The following is a 19,143-nucleotide window of genomic DNA, read 5'->3' on the forward strand; positions in this document are numbered from 1 at the left end:
TGCAGGGCGATGCATTAATATAACAAGGCGATGCAATTCGATTGCAGGGCGATGCACTAAGTGGTTACGCAAAATTATTTATGTCATTGCGAGCGAAATGAAATGTAGCGAAGCAATCTCCAAACCCTTGCGATTGCTACCCTGCGGGAAGGCTTCGCCTACATGTCGCTTCGCTCCATTCGCAATGACAAATGTATATTTAATTTTGTATGAGTACTTAATATAACAAGCCGATGCGATGTCTACTACAAGCTGCTCTGCGTCTACGCATTCAAGACGCTCAAATCTCCGGCATACCGCTATTTAACAGGGGGAAGCTTTAGTTCGATGTTTAATTTGCTTCCTATTTCCATAATATTATTTGTAAAATCTGTTATACCTGCGATCGGGGCAGCGACTACACTAGCAGCAGTTAGTAGAGCTAGTAGACGCTTTCTGAGTTTGGGTGTATTGCGTTCTTGTTCTGGCTTTTGAATTTCTGCTTCTACATCATCAATATCAATAATGATGTCGTCGCGGATTTCTGGCGGGAATTGGGCGGCAGTTTGGCGCAGGTTGCCGATTAGTTGCAGAATTTCGGAGATGTTTGCGCCGCTGGTTTGGGTGAAGTTAGAGGCTTGCTGACTGGCGTTGTCTTTGACTTCGTTGGCAAAATTGGCAATGTTTGCGCCTTGAAGGTTATTTGTGAATTGAGGATTTTCTGACACAGCCTTTGCCTCAGCTTTATTAATAATTGGTCTGCTTACGGCTAGTTTAGCAATCTCTCGCATATCTTCGTATACAGTCCTATCATCTGCATCGTTATCTCCTTTTTGTGATTTTCGACGCGATTCTATTGATTCGTAGCCGTCTAAAAGTTGACGTAAATCGAGTTTTAATTTTAGTTTGCCGATGGTGACTGTCCTTTCACCCATTGCCTCAAGTCCTAGAAGTTCTTGGTAGTCGAGGGGGGGATGATTGGGATAGCCAGGGACAGGAACCCATTCGGTGATTTCGAGATTGGGGAGACTTTTGTGGATTTTGTTGAAGACATCGCGGAGAATACCGAGAAATAAGCGGCGGGTTTCTTTGCGTCGGCTAATGGTGATGAAGATTTTTTTGTCTTCGGGATCGGCTTTGATGCGAGCGATGTTGTAGATTTCGTTGTGTTCTTGATATTGCAGCATTACTCCACTGCGCCAATAGATTTGGTTATGAATTTTTTCGTGGGTGATGACGATGAAGCGGGAAATGATGCTTTCGGGGAGAACTTTGTAATGGTATTGAAATTCTAGGGTTTCGCCTTCTAATTCTGTTGCGTCTGGTTGGTCTTTGGGTAGAAGTCCCGCAATCAGAAATTGTGGTGGCTGACATTCTAGGGCAAAGCAAAGCTCAAATTCTTTCATCAGCCCGATTAGATAGCCGTGACGCTGGGTGGGGTAACGCTCTGGATTGAGGATGCGGATGAGATCGGCGGAGGTGAAAATGCCTTTGCTTTTAGTTTTGAGAATTTCATCGCTTAGGAGTGCGTAAATACCTTCTGTCACCCAGTTGGGTTTGAGGACGTTGGTATCTTTGAGGATGGGGTGATCGCGGAAGTTGAGAACTAAGCCGAGTCGATGCAGCAGATCGATCAGTTGCTCTTGGTTTTGTTCTTCGGGAATATTGTTTTTGTAGCAGATGCCGATATAGGAGTTGTAGCTGATAAAGTCTTCACTCATGGATTCGAGTTTTTGTTTAACTTCAAACCATGTCAGGGGTAGAAGGTCGTAGACTTCTTTGAGGTTGGCGATTTGCTGCAAAATGGCGGCGCGAAGTTCATCAATGCCGATATTCTCTTGGCAGGAAGTTTCGATAATGGCTTGGATGTTAGGATATTTTTCGCGTAATGCCTTGCGGTTGATGTCGAGGGGTTGTTCGTCTTTTTTGTTGCCAACGATAATCACGGGGGACTTTCCACCGAAGCTTTCGATTAGTTTCAGCCAATATTCGATGCGGTTTTCTTCTTCACTGGTGCGACAATTACAGACTAGGAGATAGAGGCTGCGCTTAGTCAGAAAAAACTGATGGGTGGCATGATAAATTTCCTGTCCGCCAAAATCCCAAACATTCAAGCGGATGTCTTTGCTATTGACCTGCACGTTCCAAGTTTCTACATTGAGTCCGTCGGTTTGGGGTTGATTTTGATCGTATTGATTGTGGATTAGTCGCTCAATGAGGGATGTTTTCCCGACGCTACCCTGTCCAATTAGTAAAAGTTTGGCTTCGTTGAGTGGACGCACTTCACCGCTACGGAGTAATCGCAAGTAATTGAAAATGTCTTCAACTGAACCAACATCATCAGAAGCTCCTAAAATCTCTGGTGAAATAGGAAGCGGATTTCTTCGTAAATCTAGTTGTTCTAATTTCGGCAAACTTTCGAGCGCCTCTGGTATCTCGGTAATTTGGTTGTTATAGAGGTCAAGCCTAGTCAGATTGGTTAATTTAGCAATCGCCTCTGGAAGCTTGGCAATTTGGTTGTAATTGAGGTCAAGCCTAGTCAGATTGGTTAATTTAGCCAGCGCCTCTGGAAGCTTGGTAATTTGGTTGATACCGAGACCAAGCTCTGTCAGATTGGTTAATTTTGCGATTGCCTCTGGTATCTCGGTTATTTCGTTGGAAAAGAGGTAAAGTTCACTTAGATTGTTTAAATTACCGATCGCCTCTGGTATCTCGGTTATTTGGTTGTTATAGAGGTCAAGCACAGTCAGATTGGTTAATTTTGCGATCGCCTCTGGTATCTCGGTTATTTGGTTGTCACTGAGGTCAAGCCTAGCCAGATTGGTTAATTTTGCGATTGCCTCTGGTATCTCGGTTATTTGGTTGTTACTGAGGTCAAGCAGCCTCAGATTGGTTAATTTTGTGATCGCCTCTGGTATCTCGGTTATTTGGTTTTTATGGAGGACAAGCACAGTCAGATTGGTTAATTTTGCGATTGCCTCTGGTATCTCGGTTATTTGGTTGTTACTGAGGTCAAGCAGCCTCAGATTGGTTAATTTAGTGATCGCTTCTGGAATCTGGGTTATTTGGTTGTAACTGAGGTCAAGCTGCGTCAGATTGGTTAATTTTGCGATCGCATCAGGTATCTCGGTTATTTGGTTGTTACTGAGGATAAGCTGCGTCAGATTGGTTAATTTTGCGATCGCATCAGGTATTTCAGTTAGCTTTACTCGAATTAAGATAAGTTTCTCTAAATGTAGTATTTGCGTTACCACATTGGTGATGCTCTCTAAAGGATTGCCACTAATATCCAACTTACGCAAATTAGGCAAACCCAATAGTTCAAGTGGAAGCGTTTTTAAATTGTTGCCTGAAATCTTTTGGAGATGGCGGTTTCCTACGACTTCATAACCTTCAACCTTCTTTCCCAAAATCAAAGACTCAAGCTGCTGCAACTTACCAATTTCCCTAGGTAACTCAGTCAACTCTTGCCCCGACAAGTCTAACTCTCGCCAACCCTCAGCCGCCGCGCGATCTATCAGTAGCAATAACTCATCCTGCGTCATAATTCCAAGGAAAAGGGTAAAAGGAAAGAAGATTGATAAAAATTATACAAAAGGCAGAAGGCAGGTGGTCACTGAGCGAAGTCGAAGTGAGGCAGATGGCAGAAGGTAAAACTATTGCTATCCCTAGCATTTACGCTTTCAAGATATCCTAACTTATGTAACTATACCTATAATCACCTGATACAATCGCATTGTTATCCGATGCAATTCAATTGCAGGGCGACGCATTAATATAACAAGGCGATGCAATTCAATTGCAGGGCGACGCATTAATATAACAAGGCGATGCAATTGAATTGCAGACCGATGCATTAATATGACGAGGCGATGCATTAATATAACAAGGCGATGCAATTGAATTGCAGGGCGATGCATTAATATAACAAGGCGATGCGATGTCTACGACAAGCTACCCCGCGTCTACAGATTCCATACACTCGCATACCCGACATAACGCCCGCAGGCTGTAAGCCTGGGGCTATCAGTACAAAGCCCACCTTCGTGGGCTAAAAAAATTAGCCTGCAAACGCAGGCTTTGTTCGATTAGCCGCACCCTTCTAGGGTGACGGCGGGATTGCGGGATAAGCCAGAGGTATTCTCACCAACAATGGTTAAGTAGAAAATGCTGGTTTTGCGGTTAGCTTAAGATTGACCCTTTCCTCGCTCAACTCGGCAAGTTTGCCAACAGTAGCATCAATATTTTTCCTGGCATCACCAAATAACATCAAGGTATTGTGCTTGTAAAATAGTGGATTTTCCACTCCGGCGTAGCCACTAGCCATACTGCGCTTCATGACAATCACAGTACCAGCTTTCCAAACCTCAAGTACTGGCATTCCCGCAATTGGGCTGTTGGGGTTTTCTAAGGCGCTAGGGTTAACAGTGTCATTAGCACCAATGACTAACACTACATCTGTCTCAGTGAAATCCTCATTAATTTCATCCATCTCTAATACGATGTCGTAGGGAACTTTCGCTTCCGCTAACAGCACATTCATGTGTCCAGGCATACGACCGGCTACAGGATGGATACCAAAACGAACTTTAATGCCGCGATCGCGCAATCGTTTGACAATTTCTGAGACTCCATGTTGTGCCTGCGCTACTGCCATACCGTAGCCAGGGACGATAATCACACTCTTGGCACGAGATAGGAGTTCAACTGTGTCTTCAACTGTGGTTACAGTAACTTTACCCTCTATCTGTTCGCCATCTCCAGCACTTGCACTTGTCTGAGCGCCAAAACCTCCTAAAATGACGCTGATGAAGGAACGGTTCATGGCTTTGCACATGATGTAGCTGAGGATCGCCCCACTACTACCTACCAAGGCACCTGTGATGATCAGCAAATCGTTCGATAGCATGAAACCAGCAGCAGCAGCAGCCCATCCTGAGTAGCTGTTGAGCATGGAAATCACTACCGGCATATCAGCACCGCCAATGGCCATGACGAGATGAATGCCTAAGACTGAGGCAATTGCAGACATGATCAATAGCGGTTGCAGTCCAGTTATTGCCTCTGCACCAATAAATTGGCTACCAAGCCAGATTGCAGCCGCAAGCATAGTCAAGTTCAGTAAGTGCCGTCCTGGTAGTAGTAACGGTTTGCTGCTGATGATACCCCGCAGTTTACCAAAGGCAATAATCGAACCTGTAAAGGTGACTGCACCAATAAATACACCAACAAATATTTCTATTTGGTGAATTGTGGATTCTACAGGCGTGAGCGATCGCGATTCTTGGAGATAATTGGCAATACCTACCAGAACTGCGGCTGCACCGACAAAACTATGCAGAATTGCCACTAGTTCTGGCATGGAAGTCATCGCCACCCGCGAAGCAACAATTGCACCAATCACGGCTCCGGGGATAACAACTGACCCCAAGATGCCGTAAGCATTCATATCTAGGGAAAGCGCTGTAGCCACGAAGGCAATCAGCATTCCCACAATGCCGTAAACATTGCCTTGGCGAGCAGTTTCCTGGTCAGACAGTCCCCCTAGGCTGAGAATGAATAAGGCGCTAGCCACAATATACGCCACTGTCAGTAAGTTATTTGACATATTTTTGTTCTACCTTTGGAACATCTTGAGCATTCGTTGAGTGACTAGGAAACCGCCGGAAATGTTAATCGTGCCTACGAGAATTGCGATCGCTCCCAGAATAGTAGTAGATGAGCTTGCTCCTCCAGAGATTTGCAACATCCCGCCAATAATGATGATGCCGCTAATAGCGTTGGTGACGCTCATCAGTGGTGTGTGCAAAGCAGGTTTCACATTCCAAATCACTTGCCACCCAATAAAGCAAGCTAGGACAAATACTATGAAATGAGAAAGGAATTCTGGAGGCGCATTAATACCAATACCGAGTAAGGCTAAACCAACTAAGAGTAGCCAGAGAAAGTTACTTCCACCTTTTGCAGAACTGGGAGTTGAGGAGATTGAGGCAGTTGTTAAGACTGGGGTAGGCTCTTTGACTTTATCTTCACTTTTGCTACTTTTGTTTTCTGTTACCTCTACTTTTTTCTCAATCTTTGGTGGGGGATAAGTAATCTCGCCAGCATGAACAACTAAGGCACTCCTAATTACCTCATCTTCGAGATTGATTTGGAAATTACTCGCTCCACCCATGTCTTCGAGCAGATGGCAAAGATTGTTACCGTAAAGTTGACTGGCTTGTTGCGCCATCCGGCTGGGTAAATCTGTCAAACCTACAATCGTTACTCCCTTGTAACGGTAGATTTCCCCAGGATGAGTACAAGCGCAATTACCACCTTGCTCTGCTGCCAAATCAACGATAACTGACCCCTCTTTCATGCTTTCAACCATTTCTTGGGTAATCAGCACAGGTGCTTTTCTACCAGGGATGAGGGCTGTGGTAATGATGATGTCAACTTCTTGAGCTTGAGCAGCAAACAATTCCATCTCAGCTTTGATAAATTCGTCGCTCATCACCTTGGCGTAGCCGCCTTCACCAGTACCGTCTTCGGCAAAGTTGAGTTCGAGAAACTCTGCACCTAAGCTTTCTACCTGCTCTTTCACTACCAAGCGGGTATCAAAAGCTCGTACAATTGCACCCAATCCCTTTGCAGTACCAATTGCTGCTAATCCCGCTACACCAACCCCAATAATCATCACCTTTGCAGGTGGCACTTTGCCCGCTGCCGTAATCTGACCGTTAAAGAAACGCCCAAAGTGGTTAGCAGCTTCAATCACCGCACGGTAGCCAGCGAGATTTGCCATCGAACTTAAGGCATCCAGCTTTTGTGCCCGACTGATACGGGGGATGGCATCCATCGCCAACACTGTAGCCTGGCGTGCTACCAGTTTTTGTAGTAGTTCAGGATTTTGGGCAGGCCAGATAAAACTGATCAGCGTGCTTCCCTGATGCAGGAAATCTGCCTCATGTTTACATTCATCAGGATGCATTTGGGGTGGGCGCACTTTAAGTACAATATCTGCCTCTGCCCATAAAGTTGCAGCATCCGGAGCAATCTGGCAATTTGCTTGAGTATAAGCATCATCAGCAAAGTTTGCCGCACAACCAGCATTTCTCTCAACCAGCACATCAAAACCAAGCTTTTGCAACCGTTTGGCTGTGTCTGGCGTAGCTGCTACACGGTGTTCGTCAGGATAGACTTCCTTTGGAATACCAACCTTCATTGGTGTTCTCCTTTTGATTTAGCTGAGTTCCCCAAATAAAGAGAGACACTAAGCAATTCAAAATTCATAGGACTTACGCAAGTGTCATAGATTTCGCGTTGAGGCTGTCAATTGTCAATGGTCAATAGTTCTTAGACTTTTGACTTTGGACTGTTGACTCTTGACAACCTTTTTATTGAGTGTGCCAGTTGCGTAAGTTCTAATTCAAATCTAGTTGTTGATAGCTATCCTGGCTGCTGGCTGTATGCAAGTTAAATTTGGAATCCTGAGATAACAAAGGGTCTACAAAATGAAGGATTCCAGTGTTTAGTTTATGTGTTGCTAGTAGCGATCGCCGCTAGCCGGAGGTTTAGATCTTGCACCAACCTCAAAAATACTCTGAAATAAATTTTGGTACGCCAATCGCACGCCACTTATGGGAATGGGGAGAACTCTCCGAAGATTGGATGCCTTCTCTACCCTATCCTGCGGGAACTCTCTTCTCCTGCGGAGACGCCGCGCTAACGGCAAACCACTTTTCAGGTGTCTACAGCGGAAGCTGCTCCAACAACCCTTGTAAACAAAGTGTCTTTGCTTTTTGCCTCCCCTACTCAGGTTTTATCTTTAATATTTGGTTGAATTACTTATGTTAAACATAATATTTAGTATAGTGTATTGTATTTAAATTTGTAGTAATTCTTCATAAGTTTTTAAATAATTATCAGCAGAAAAAATTGTTGCAATTTTGATATTCTTAAGATTTACATTTAATTGCAAAAGACAAAAACCTTAGTAACTTGCCATTTAAATTAATACAAGTTTCTAGTTATTTTAGAAAGCAGATATGTAATTACTCTAGAATATATTTTGCTTATTTTTAGCGAATTTGCTATCACTATGCTAGTAAATTAAACCGAAAATAAAAGATTTAAAATTGAATATTATACTTTATATAGTATATCCGAAAAAATCAAAGTTTTATGTCTGTAACTGAACTTTGCATTCGGCTGTGATATTTACTAATGTGGTCTACTTGCAAACTTTTAACCATAACCCTTCCAAAAAATAATCCTGAATGCTGATGTGATTAGTCAGAATTCAGGTAATAGGTATTAACAGAGGGAAGACTTAGCTTAGAGGAACGAAATCCTAAACAAAGCATGGACAAAACTAGAATATTGCTGTTATTTGACAATATTATATTGCGAGATAACAGCGTTCTTGCCTGTTAATTAAATTGAATATGAGCTATTAAATCTGCCAGGAAAGGTGTCTAGCTTTAATTAATAAATTAACACTATATATCTAGGGGTAAATATATTGCAACTAAACTTTACTTTTAAGAAATAAATGCTCTAGAATTGCTAATTACTCAACTAGACACTGACTCAAATGACTTTCCGTACCATTACCAGTGCTGGTAACCAAATGGCGATCGCTACAGATGGCAAGCAGGGGAGGTAAACAATTTAAAATTAACCCTATTGCCTTTTAACCCTTGAGCCAAAACTCATTGCAATCCTGCTGACTCATACAAACGTTTGAGCATGGCGGTGATCTTTGCACCATAATCTAAATCTGCTGACCAGCGTCCTGATAACTGATCAATTAATGGAGCAATACCACGCGTAACAAAACGAAACCTGGGATCTACTACTTCGTTCACCAAAGGTTCTAAACTGGCGTAAGCTTTTAAATGTTGGATGTGCGCTCTCACACCAATTCTGGCACTATCAAAAGATGCTGCCTGTGAACTACCGCCAATCGTACCTAAACCTGCAAAGTTATTTTGCTGAGGTCTAATATCACCACCAAAGCGTAAAAATCCAGTTTCAACGCACATTTGGCAAAAGGCAATATCGTAGTTTATACCCTCTGTACTAGCTTCTTCTCGATAGAGTTTTGGGATGTCAGGAAATTGCACCAAAGCGTTTTCATTGTTGTTTCTGAGAAATAGCTGTAACTGTACTTCTGAAGTATTACCATTCGATATAATGCGGTCGAATTGACCAGGGCAGACAACTAAGATTGAACGCAAACTTACAGTACGAGTTGCCGCGTCCCAGCTGACAGAAACATTAAAATCTCGTAGTTCAATCGCTTTGACATAGACTACTTTATGATATGTAATTCGGCGAACTTCAGGTATTTTTGATAGGTCAATTCGTAAACGATCTACTAAATCAATTGGGATATAAGCATTGCCATTGATCAATATTCCTTGCTCTGAATATTTCTGTCCATTAATATTAATATTAATGGGTGGATAATTTGGTTCTGGAGTATTTCCTTGACTGGGATCGATCGCTCGACTCCAAGAAGCCAATCCATCAGCAATTCCCAGAGCAAAATCGCGGCGACGATTTTGTAATAAAGACCTGTCATCAGGATTGCTAAGGAAACCTACCTGCATTAACAAAGAAGGGATCGCTGTTTGACGACAGAATATTAGCCGACCTAATCCGCTATCTGTATCTGGCTTAACGCCTCGATTTGGCAACTGAGGTACGCGGCGCAACAGTCCCAACAATAGGAGTTCAGCATTGCTTTTTCGCTGCTCGTTGTTGGCAATATAGAAGACACTAGCCCCCCGCACATTGGGACTGCTAGCTGCATCAGCGTGAATTTCTAACGCCACATCAGTAGAACGACCACGGGAATTTATCCAAGCGATAGTATTGGCAGCACTGAGATCATCGGGAACTGATAAAACTTCAAAACTCCGCGCCCGCAATTCTGTCACAATCAAATCCCGCAACAGAATCATTTCTCTAGCTTCTGTTGTCCCACCAGCGATCGTCCCTGGATCAATTCCTCCAGCTTCTTTGCCTCCGTGAGCAGCAGAAATAAATATACGCCCCATCTTCAGTATTTCCTCTTATAAGACTCAGCCTAAGCAATCCTATATTCATTCTTGGTTGAGCAACAACAATATAATAGCCATCAGGAGTCCTTGATCATTTGTCCTTTGTTATTTCTCCCAAGTTGATGACCAATGACTAATGATCAATGACTAATGACTAATGACTCATGAGTAAATATGCAAATTCCCCGCTTGCACCCAGATACGATTGAAGAAGTTAAACAACGTGCTGACATTGTAGATGTCATCTCTGAGTACGTAGTTTTACGCAAGCGTGGTAAAGATTTTGTGGGTCTATGCCCCTTCCACGATGAGAAAACTCCTAGCTTTACTGTGAGCCAGACCAAGCAGATGTACTACTGCTTTGGCTGTCAAGCTGGGGGAAATGCCATTAAATTTTTAATGGACTTAGGAAAGCGTTCCTTTGCCGAAGTGACTCTAGATTTAGCGCGGCGTTACCAAATCCCTGTGCAAACCCTAGAACCTGAGCAAAGGCAAGAATTACAACGACAGATCTCTTTGCGTGAGCAGCTATATGAAGTTCTCGCTTCGACAGCACATTTTTATCAACACGCCCTGAGACAATCTCCAGAACAAAAAGCACTACAGTATCTCCAACGCGATCGCCTACTCCAAGAGCAAACAATTCAGCAGTTTGGCTTAGGTTATGCTCCCACAGGTTGGGAGACACTCTATCGTTATTTGGTAGATAGTAAACACTATCCAGTGCAACTGGTGGAAAAAGCCGGATTAATTAAACCCCGCAAGGAAGGGGGCGGTTATTATGACGTGTTTCGCGATCGCCTGATGATTCCCATCCGTGACGTTCAAGGGCGGGTGATTGGGTTTGGCGGGAGAACCCTTTCCGATGAGCAGCCCAAGTATCTCAATTCCCCAGAAACCGAACTTTTTAGTAAAGGTAAAACTCTATTTGCCTTGGATCAAGCCAAATCTGGGATTTCCCAACTCGATCAAGCTGTGGTGGTTGAAGGATATTTTGATGCGATCGCTCTCCATGCTGCTGGGATTAATAACGTTGTCGCTTCCCTGGGTACTGCCTTAAGTTTAGAACAAGTACGTTTGGTATTACGCTATACCGACTCAAAACAATTGGTGCTCAACTTTGATGCTGATAGTGCTGGAACTAATGCCGCAGAAAGAGCGATTGGGGAAATTGCCGAACTGGCATATATGGGCGAAGTCCAGTTAAAGATTCTCAACATTCCTGATGGTAAAGATGCTGATGAATACTTACACAGCCATACCTCCGAGGACTATCGCCAACTATTAACTAATGCCCCACTGTGGCTTAATTGGCAGATTAATCAAATCACCAAAGACCGTGATTTAAAACAGGCTACAGATTTTCAGCAAGTAACTCAGCAAGTAGTGAAATTGCTGAAAAATATAGTTAACAATGATACGCGTAACTATTATGTTTCTTATTGTGCTGAACTTCTCAGCTTAGGAGATAGTAGACTGATTCCTCTAAGAGTTGAAAATCTGCTGACACAAATTACTCCTGGTAACACCTACTCTCAGCCCCTACTAGGAAGGAGAAAATGGGAGAATAGCAGATCTTCTCCAACTTCAGTCGCCAGGCCGCAATCGACTGTTGCTGCGAGCGAACGCGGTTTATTGGAACGAGCAGAAGCTCTATTGCTACGGATTTATCTACACTGTCCGGAACAGCGTCAAGTTATTTTAGACACATTAGAAGAGAGAGACTTACAATTTAGCCTTTCTCACCACCGCTTTTTGTGGCTACAGATTGTAGAAGTACCTAGGGGGATGGAAGTAGATTTAGTCTCAACTCTGCAAGACAAATACCCAGAGTTTCCTGAGGAGATGGGCTTAGTATCTCATTTGTTTCATCTTAATGAGAAAAGCCAGAAGGAAATATTGCGTACTCCTCAAGTTGTTCAAGCTGCGATCGCTTGTATGGAAAGAGTATTGCGAGAAAAGCGCTATCGTCACTTTTTGGAAATGTGGCAAGAAACCGATCCTGAAGCAGAACCAGAGCGATGGCAATCATATTATCAAGCTTTTTATACCGAAAAACTACGGCTTCAAGAACTAGACCGCCAACGGCAATTTTCAATTACAGACTTGTTATAGGCATCCTATTTATTAGTGTTTATCTGGGTATTGGATAGTTTTTTTAAGGATTATCAAGAATAAATTGTCGAGAATTTTTGAGAATAAACGTGTTATTTTCTTTGATTAAATCCCCCGTGCAAAGCACTGGTAAGCGCTCTTGATAAGCTTTAATAGCGAGGATATATTCGTGGTCAGCTAGTTCGGTTTTAATTAAACGCAATTTATCGAAAACCACACCAAGTAATGTGATTTCAGCACTTAATTGGTCAGCATTAGGGGCTTCAATTTGCATCACAACTCCCTGAATTGTAATATTAGAGGCATTGGTTATTAGCTCGCTTAAAATTTCAATTTGTGAGCGATTTTCGACTTCTTCTAATATTTTGAGAGCTTCTTGAATGCGAGTAGGATAATCACCAAGATGTTGCTTATTTGGTAACAAAATTTCAAACTCACCATGTTCTGGTTCTTGTTTGAGCCAAACTGTAGCATTATCAAGAAAGGGACGGTCTTCATGCCATCCATGAGATTGCAAGTAATGCTTTAGTTGTTGTGGTTCGATAGTTTTGAGAATATCTGCATCCCGCACGGTAACTTTCATGGTTTTATTCCTTGACCAATTCCTTGCATAATTGATTGGAGCGCGGCAAATGTAAATTGATTGGTTCTTGGTATGCTTTTTGAACTTTGAATTTTTTACTCCTCGTCATTCCAATCATCATCTTCACTCCAATACTGTTGCGGTGCATCGCCGTGAATTTCTAAAATCTTGGCTTTTTTGATTTTGTTATCAGGTGGATTAATTGCTTCTAATTGCACATCAAATTCCCAATGATCGCCAAAATCATAAAGATAGGTCATGTTTGCACCCGGTTCTAGCGGTAAATCACCAATGCGGACTTGATCGGCAAATGGGGGTGATTCCATGTAGGGATGACCAATTTTACAAGTGCGACCAAAACGGTCTTTATAACTAAATTCGTATAGGTGATCGTAGTCAAAATCAAAAGCATCAAGGATTGTACTAGCTAACCAGCTTAATTGTCTCTTAGCTGGTATAGCAATACGCCGCCAAGACCTAGAGACAGATACTTTAAAAATATAAATACCGTCGGTGAAGCCTTGTTTGGGAAGAACTAAATTATGCTCCCATTCTAGGAAGTATGGTTTAAAAGTAGGCTGCAATTCGCCAAAATTTATATTTACCTCATCCTCAAACTCTCCTGACATGCCAATGGGAAAGAGTAACCTAAATATGGCATCACCTAGAGGTAATCGCTCCACATTAGCTATGCGCCAGCCCTTACCTTCTGGTGGTTTTCCCTGTTTGATAGCTAAAAATCCAAATAATTCTAAAAGTGCGATATTATGCAATCCCGGATAATAACTAACATCCTGTTGGTGTTCATATTTAGCAAACTTTAAGCCTTTATCTGGAACGCGCGCCCAAAATTGAATACACTTAAATAAATTATTCCATGCATCTTGACGCTCACCCAGAATCTCGTTATTTCCCCAAATTAACCAGGCTTCTAGTAAAGTGAAATAACGTTCGGTGAAGTTGAGGCTAGACCAAGATTCTAAGACCGCTTCATCTAATACTAAAATTTGTTTTTTACTTTGAGATTTAATTTGAACTATTCCCGAACTGCGTAATAACAGATAAAGTCCATTGATGTAAGGATATGATTTTTGTACAGGACGTTTAAGTTTAGTTTCTATTGGGTGACTCAACCGTAAATTAAGCTCTGATAATACTTTTAAAGGCAGAAGATTATTAACGCTACTGACTTCCACACCTTTCGGTTGCAGAAAATCGATGAGAGTCTGAAAGTCACGCAGAATTGTACCTGGTTGATTTTCATCAATGCTTAGTTCTTTGAGGAGTTGCTGCTGTGACTCTGTTAAGGAAGGCAGTTCAGGATTGAGCGTACGTTCTAATTTCGCAAATAAGTCTTCCATAATTTAAAATTAAATTAAAAATTCAATTTAAATTTAACCTTGTGTGTAATTCTTTGCTCTTTATACTACGAATCAAGAAATGCACAAACTTTAGCAAAGATGAATGGTAATATTTTCGCTTGCAAGTTGAAAATCCTATAAATTTGATATGAACAGTAACACTCGCCTCCAGATGATCCTAGCTGACACACCTGTTGGCATGATATTACCTGCGATCGCTCAACTTAACCTACCTGACTGGTGGTTAGCAGGTGGTGCGGTGCGAAATACTGTTTGGCGTTCAATTTTTGCTAATGACTGCGAGTTAGTTATCAAGGACTTTGATATTGCATTCTTCGATCTCCAAGGAAACCGTTCCCAAGAACTAGCAGCAAAAGCCACCCTCACAGAACAGTTTCCTGACGATGAGTTTGATGTCAAAAATCAAGCTAGTTTTGCCCGTTGGCGTCCTGGTCGCATACCCTACAATAGTACAGAGGACGCAATCAAGGAATGGTTACATACTGCCACTGCTGTAGGAGTTCGGCTAGATGCACAAGGGCAATGGCAATTTTTTACTCCTTACGGGTTGGATGATTTATTTAATGGCATTATCCGAACTACGCCTGTGCATACTTATAACCCAGATGCTCATAAAAAAGCATCCGGCTTCCTGCAAAAGTGCCCTAAATTGCAATTAGCAGAACGCAACTCTATCTAAGCCTTTGTAGGGTGGGCAATGCCCACCATATCCAGCTTTTAGCTGACAATATTAATTATTTATATAGGACTCATATTTGATTTTTGAAAAAAACTCAGGACAGTTTTATTCCTTCTTCCCTGTTCCCCGTTCCCTGTTCCCCGTTCCCTGTTCCCTATTCCCTCCCTACGTAAATAATTTCAGTAATCAAATCGGATTGCTATAGATGATTTGGCATTAGCATAAAATACTTGTCAACACTATGTTTTGTTTTTAATTTTTAATTTTGAATCACTTAGCTGGCTTTCAAAACGGCTATAAACAATTTGAATAGGATACCAAGTAGAAAACCAATACATATCTTGAATAACTTTGTAAGAGTTATTGTTATCTATTTCAAACTGAACTAAAGCTAAATTATTTAATCCAATTACTTCGCGCCCATCTTGAAACCAGGGCAATTTCCAAAACGTTAAATACTGCAACCATCTCCATTTCCTATTTTTCGCTTGTTGCTTGGAAGTCATCAGCCATGCCACGTTATTACCAAAGTCAGCAGTCTGAGTACTTTTTCGTGAAATCCATTCCATTACAGCATTCCATTCAGGCTGACGGGGTGAAAGATAATTGTGGCGGGATTTTCTGCCAGAAATTTCTACCATATAAGGTGAATTTGACCATCCTATCCAATGTCGACTTTTTTCTGGTAAAAGCCATTGTTTGAGTCGTGTATGAATGATTTGAGTAATAGTCTCTTCATTTTTAAAGGCACTAGCCGTTAACTGCACTAAGACCGAATTTCTGTGAGAACCTACAGAAGTTCTGGTATAAGATAAACGGACAACAGAACTGTAGTGAATATCCCCAGAAAGCACAATCACTTGTTGGCGTTGCTCAAATAAAGTTGTGAGAAACTTTGCCAATGCTTCGTAATTAATATTCCAAGCATCTCCTACATCTACGCCATAAACTTTTTCTCGTTGTAAATGCCAATGGTGAATCCAATCAATTACTTTGAGACCAAATAGATTTGTTGGTGCAATCACAAATGTGGCTTGCATTTGCGATCGCGCTTTGGGTTTATGTGTTGCTTGTTCTAGAGGCTGAGAAAGTTGCTGCCCAAAGGCTTGGGGAGATAGCAACATTGGCGGCGCAATTGGTTTTTGATCGGCAGGATAACCGCGCCATGTGCGTGTATCTAAAACAATCACTTCATGGCAAAAACTCCGCACTGTATAATGCCAGGTAAGTGCTTCAGAATCTCGATCTAGCACCAATACTGAGCCATATCGAATAAACTCTGGTAAGCCTGTGCTGGGGTTGGTAGGTGGCATTCCTAAGTAACGAGCGATCGCATCCCAGGCTACAGCATCCATCCCTTGAGAAGCCGACCATTTCTCAGCCGCTTGCAATAATTTTTCTCCAGGTTGACCGCCTGTAAATTGCTTGGGTGTATTGCCCCATGCTTGAAAAACTGCATAGGCTAACAGGGCATTTTGAACAGTTCTGCGCCCCAAAGGTCTTCCTAGGACTCGCAAACACCAAGCTTGATTGAGGTTCCAGTCATCGCTAACATCATGGTCATCGAAGATACTGTACATGGGAATATTTGCCAAGGCACGCCGCACTTTCCAGAGGGTGTGGATAAATTGCCGCATATCTTGCACTTCTTTGTCCCAGCGTCGGCTGACTCGATGACCATCCATAACCTCCCGTCCTTTAGGTAAGGTTGTCGGCCAGCAGACTGGAGACCATGACAATAAATAAGATGCGTAATACTCACCCAAACTCAGCAGGTGACTGTTAACCTTGGCGGTTTTATTGTGTAATCCGGCGGTGAAACCAGCTTGGTTAGTTGCTACCTCAGCCCGATGTCCGGGAAGCAGTTGTTTTGGTGTGTAATAACTGGCATCTGTAGCTGTTTGCTGTACAAAAGGTAGCCGTTCTTCCCAACCCAGCAGTGCATCGCCCAACTGACTGGATACCCACAACAGCGGATCGGCAACATCATCACCATAAATCTGGTCGCCAGTCAGGAAAAGTTGATGGGGTCGTTTTCGCGGCTGGTTTGCTGCTTTCTCAATCAAGCAATCGAGAATCGGTAAGGCATCAAACCCATCACCGTGGGGTTTGCGACAGGAACCATGTACAATTTGCAAATCTTGTAAATCAGTTGGTGGCAGGACAAATGTTGGTTTTTGATGTGCAAAATAGCTGATGTTGACATTGGGAAAGCGGTGAGACCACAAAGCTTGCGACAATGTATGCTCAGTCTGGGAAGATTCTTCAATAAATTGCAGATCGTATGCATATATGCGATCACTACTCAACAAATACTTACCCGCAGATTCAGCCGTTACTGCCACAATATGTAGCGAGTTCCCTAACGCAAAGGTAGAACGTCTGCCTGCAAATAAACAATTTGTGATTAATGTACCGTTGTCGGCTGTTTCGTAAACTCGGAGTAGCACTTCACAAGGACGTTTAAGCGCTACCCAAACTGTAACTGTTTCGGGTTCTGTATGTTGTAACAATGGCCCCGCCAAAATCAGCGGCAATTCTTGTAAAAATTCGTCTCCAAATGGGTAGTTCATTGCCAACTGTGCAAGCCTTCTTTGAACCGTATTGCAATGGTTATGTGTTTTTCTTTGCAAAGCTTGACGACAAACTACTTTTTATAGTACAAATATACTATTAAGCGTTGCGATTTTGCATAAGAATTTAACACTCTCAACTGAAAAATATCATCTCTACGCCAACAGGAGAGCAAAATTAATGAAGTTATCGAAAATGGACTTGAGTAGCTTGATTGCGATCGCTCACTCTGACGGATATTTGCAGTTATTGCTCGATCGAGGCGACGAGATAGAATTTTTAGAAATTCCCGCACCAATCCAAGCTTATGAAGGATTGCGAGAACTAAACGAGATTGTATCTGAACCTGCGGCACTTCCTCCCCAAGAAGAACCTATTGCCCTATTACCAGTTAGCTCATCAATGGCCGCTGCGATCGCCTACGATAGTCACGAGCAAACTTTACAGGTTGAGTTTCGTAATGGAGCAGTATATCAGTATTTCGGAGTAGATGAAGAAACTTGGGAAGATTTTTATTCTTCTGACTCAATAGGCAGTTTTTTCAATCAACAAATCAAAGGTAGATTTGACTGCGAACAAATTGGTGATGAGTAAAAAAGTTTAGATTCGTTAAAAGGTTGAGGCTTGGTAAAATTTACCTTGCCGCACGTAATCAATATCATTGCAAACAGCATCGTCATTACCTTCACACCCGGTTTGCCCAAAACGCCTATTTTTTCCAGCAGCCTTTGTAAAAGTTCCATATAGCTATCGTTCCGGTGCTTGTTTCTTCTCATCAGCACCCTAATGGATCGATAGCTTTCTTATAGGTGCTACAGCATTAGGGAGCATCCACTTTTGGCAGAAATACCAGGGAATTAGAAATCACGGCTTAAAAACCAAATTCACCTGCGTGGATGATATTGAGCCTACCTACGGAGTACACACAAATCCTATCGCCCGCAGGTTAGAAGCCTGCGGGCGTTTCTCAGGCTAAAGTCATAGTATGACTACCAATGAATATTGATGAAGCATTAGCACAACTACAACAAAAGTGATTACCCAATATCTACCTAGCTCGATCAAGGATCTCAATGCCATTTGATATCCAACTATTACCACGCATTGATGCCAAATCTCTCAGAGAAAATGGCAAACAATATTATATAGATGCTCAAGGAAATCGCCTCCCCAGTGTGACGACTATACTTAATGCCACCAAACCTCAAGCAGATCGTGATAGATTACTAAACTGGAAAGCGCGTGTTGGTACAGAAGAAGCAAGCCGCATTACCACTGCTGCAAGTCGTCGGGGAACGAAGACACACAAGCAAATTGAGCGCTATCTTCTTGGGGAAAATCCTGTCTGTTCGGAAGCCAGTCTTCTTTATTGGGAAAGTATCAAGCCTGTTTTACAAGAAATCAATACAATTAGACTCGTTGAAGGCTCTGTTTTTCATTATGATTTGAAGTATTCTGGCAAGGTTGATTGTATTGCTAGCTATCAAGGTATACCTTGTGTTTGTGAGTGGAAAACATCTGATAAACCTAAAGGTTCAATTGAGCGTTTATATGAACATCCTCTGCAACTAGCAGCATATATTAGGAGCAGCTAATAAATATTATGGTGATTTTGGTATTGAGATAAATCATGCACTGTTGGTTGTGGCGATTCCAGAGATGGCGGCGGAGGTTTTTTGGTTGGAACCAGATGTGATTAAATATTATTGGGAGCAGTGGGAAACAAGAGTTGCTGAGTATTGGAGACGCAAGAAGTATTGGGATTTTTAAGGTGCGTAT

12 protein-coding genes are annotated in these 19,143 nt (G+C 42.3%); 5 read left to right on the top strand and 7 right to left on the bottom strand.

Annotated elements, in window-relative coordinates:
• Positions 1-299: 299 nt before the first annotated feature.
• The 4 genes from BV372_RS08665 to BV372_RS08680 all read right to left on the bottom strand — a co-directional run bounded on the left by BV372_RS08665 (position 300) and on the right by BV372_RS08680 (position 10,028).
• A complete protein-coding gene (locus BV372_RS08665) occupies positions 300-3,524 on the bottom strand; it encodes a leucine-rich repeat domain-containing protein (RefSeq protein ID WP_086685880.1) in 3,225 nt (1,074 codons plus the stop codon).
• A 611-nt stretch (positions 3,525-4,135) separates the two neighbouring features.
• Positions 4,136-5,587, bottom strand: coding sequence for a Re/Si-specific NAD(P)(+) transhydrogenase subunit beta (pntB, locus tag BV372_RS08670; RefSeq protein WP_086685882.1), 1,452 nt, complete (start codon positions 5,585-5,587; stop codon positions 4,136-4,138).
• A 9-nt stretch (positions 5,588-5,596) separates the two neighbouring features.
• A complete protein-coding gene (pntA, locus tag BV372_RS08675; RefSeq protein WP_086685883.1) occupies positions 5,597-7,186 on the bottom strand; it encodes a Re/Si-specific NAD(P)(+) transhydrogenase subunit alpha in 1,590 nt (529 codons plus the stop codon).
• Positions 7,187-8,675: 1,489 nt separating this feature from the next.
• Positions 8,676-10,028, bottom strand: coding sequence for an N-acetylmuramoyl-L-alanine amidase (locus BV372_RS08680; RefSeq protein WP_086685885.1), 1,353 nt, complete (start codon positions 10,026-10,028; stop codon positions 8,676-8,678).
• A gap of 177 nt (positions 10,029-10,205) precedes the next feature.
• Here BV372_RS08680 and dnaG point away from each other — a divergent pair, with 177 nt between their 5' ends.
• Complete coding sequence (gene dnaG, locus BV372_RS08685) at positions 10,206-12,146, top strand: DNA primase (protein WP_086685887.1); 1,941 nt, start codon at positions 10,206-10,208, stop codon at positions 12,144-12,146.
• A 43-nt stretch (positions 12,147-12,189) separates the two neighbouring features.
• Here the strand turns inward: dnaG and BV372_RS08690 are convergent, their stop codons facing one another.
• On the bottom strand, positions 12,190-12,729 hold the full coding sequence (locus BV372_RS08690; protein ID WP_086685888.1) for a hypothetical protein: 540 nt from the start codon (positions 12,727-12,729) through the stop codon (positions 12,190-12,192).
• 95 nt (positions 12,730-12,824) lie between these two features.
• A complete protein-coding gene (locus tag BV372_RS08695) occupies positions 12,825-14,090 on the bottom strand; it encodes a plasmid pRiA4b ORF-3 family protein (protein ID WP_086685890.1) in 1,266 nt (421 codons plus the stop codon).
• Positions 14,091-14,238: 148 nt separating this feature from the next.
• On the opposite strand from BV372_RS08695, the gene BV372_RS08700 reads away from it, so the two are divergent.
• Positions 14,239-14,790, top strand: a complete 552-nt coding sequence (locus BV372_RS08700; protein ID WP_086685892.1) for a nucleotidyltransferase family protein — start codon at positions 14,239-14,241, stop codon at positions 14,788-14,790.
• Between the two features lie 239 nt (positions 14,791-15,029).
• Here the strand turns inward: BV372_RS08700 and BV372_RS08705 are convergent, their stop codons facing one another.
• A complete protein-coding gene (locus tag BV372_RS08705; protein ID WP_086685894.1) occupies positions 15,030-17,363 on the bottom strand; it encodes a PhoD-like phosphatase in 2,334 nt (777 codons plus the stop codon).
• Positions 17,364-17,544: 181 nt separating this feature from the next.
• Here BV372_RS08705 and BV372_RS08710 point away from each other — a divergent pair, with 181 nt between their 5' ends.
• From BV372_RS08710 to BV372_RS37445, 3 genes are all read left to right on the top strand, one after another.
• A complete protein-coding gene (locus tag BV372_RS08710; RefSeq protein WP_086685895.1) occupies positions 17,545-17,958 on the top strand; it encodes a KTSC domain-containing protein in 414 nt (137 codons plus the stop codon).
• Between the two features lie 479 nt (positions 17,959-18,437).
• Positions 18,438-18,959, top strand: a complete 522-nt coding sequence (locus BV372_RS08715) for a PD-(D/E)XK nuclease family protein (protein ID WP_256973123.1) — start codon at positions 18,438-18,440, stop codon at positions 18,957-18,959.
• Between the two features lie 49 nt (positions 18,960-19,008).
• Complete coding sequence (locus tag BV372_RS37445; RefSeq protein WP_256973124.1) at positions 19,009-19,134, top strand: hypothetical protein; 126 nt, start codon at positions 19,009-19,011, stop codon at positions 19,132-19,134.
• Positions 19,135-19,143: the final 9 nt, after the last annotated feature.

The organism is Nostoc sp. T09, assembly GCF_002154695.1.
Taxonomy (GTDB): Bacteria; Cyanobacteriota; Cyanobacteriia; order Cyanobacteriales; family Nostocaceae; genus Aulosira.

What these genes read in the sequence shown, in the direction of transcription:
- BV372_RS08695 (WP_086685890.1), bottom strand. Translation starts at nt 14,090, where the DNA reads ATGGAAGACTTATTTGCGAAATTAGAACGTACGCTCAATCCTGAACTG.
- pntA (WP_086685883.1), bottom strand. Translation starts at nt 7,186, where the DNA reads ATGAAGGTTGGTATTCCAAAGGAAGTCTATCCTGACGAACACCGTGTA.
- BV372_RS08690 (WP_086685888.1), bottom strand. Translation starts at nt 12,729, where the DNA reads ATGAAAGTTACCGTGCGGGATGCAGATATTCTCAAAACTATCGAACCA.
- BV372_RS08665 (WP_086685880.1), bottom strand. Translation starts at nt 3,524, where the DNA reads ATGACGCAGGATGAGTTATTGCTACTGATAGATCGCGCGGCGGCTGAG.
- BV372_RS08705 (WP_086685894.1), bottom strand. Translation starts at nt 17,363, where the DNA reads ATGAACTACCCATTTGGAGACGAATTTTTACAAGAATTGCCGCTGATT.
- pntB (WP_086685882.1), bottom strand. Translation starts at nt 5,587, where the DNA reads ATGTCAAATAACTTACTGACAGTGGCGTATATTGTGGCTAGCGCCTTA.
- BV372_RS08715 (WP_256973123.1), top strand. Translation starts at nt 18,438, where the DNA reads ATGCCATTTGATATCCAACTATTACCACGCATTGATGCCAAATCTCTC.
- BV372_RS08700 (WP_086685892.1), top strand. Translation starts at nt 14,239, where the DNA reads ATGAACAGTAACACTCGCCTCCAGATGATCCTAGCTGACACACCTGTT.
- dnaG (WP_086685887.1), top strand. Translation starts at nt 10,206, where the DNA reads ATGCAAATTCCCCGCTTGCACCCAGATACGATTGAAGAAGTTAAACAA.
- BV372_RS08710 (WP_086685895.1), top strand. Translation starts at nt 17,545, where the DNA reads ATGAAGTTATCGAAAATGGACTTGAGTAGCTTGATTGCGATCGCTCAC.
- BV372_RS08680 (WP_086685885.1), bottom strand. Translation starts at nt 10,028, where the DNA reads ATGGGGCGTATATTTATTTCTGCTGCTCACGGAGGCAAAGAAGCTGGA.